Origin of the sequence: Clostridium sp. E02 (assembly GCF_003833015.1) — a bacterium.
In the GTDB taxonomy this organism is placed as follows: Bacteria; Bacillota; Clostridia; order Lachnospirales; family Lachnospiraceae; genus Lacrimispora.
This window is the reverse complement of the sequence record NZ_RJLQ01000068.1, coordinates 1-446: the sequence shown is the minus strand read 5'-3', so window position 1 is coordinate 446 and position 446 is coordinate 1. Positions and strand designations below refer to the sequence as shown.

At 55.4% G+C, this 446-nt stretch carries 1 pseudogene and 1 other annotated feature; the pseudogene reads left to right on the top strand.

The annotated features are described in order from the left end of the window. Window positions 1-446 (top strand): annotated as a pseudogene (locus tag EFT72_RS18965) (transposase); the annotation flags it as partial. Continuing rightward, window positions 169-285, top strand: a sequence feature (AL1L pseudoknot). Its footprint overlaps the pseudogene before it by 117 nt.

Below are 446 nucleotides of genomic sequence, written 5' to 3'. Positions count from 1 at the left end.
AAAGATTGGCTGTACGCCGGAGACTCTGCGTGTCTGGGTTCGCCAGCATGAGCGGGATACCGGGGGCGGTGATGGTGGGCTCACCAGCGCTGAACGTCAGCGTCTGAAAGAGCTGGAACGTGAAAATCGTGAACTGCGCCGCAGTAACGATATCCTTCGCCAGGCTTCCGCTTATTTTGCGAAGGCGGAGTTCGACCGCCTCTGGAAAAAATGATGCCACTGCTGGATAAGCTGCGTTAGCAGTACGGGGTCGGACCGGTATGCAGCGAACTGCATATTGCCCCGTCAACGTATTACCATTGTCAGCAACAGCGACATCATCCGGATAAACGCAGTGCCCGTGCGCAGCACGACGACTGGCTGAAGAGAGAGATACAGCGCGTATACGATGAAAATCATCAGGTGTACGGTGTGCGTAAAGTCTGGCGTCAGTTGTTACGGGAAGG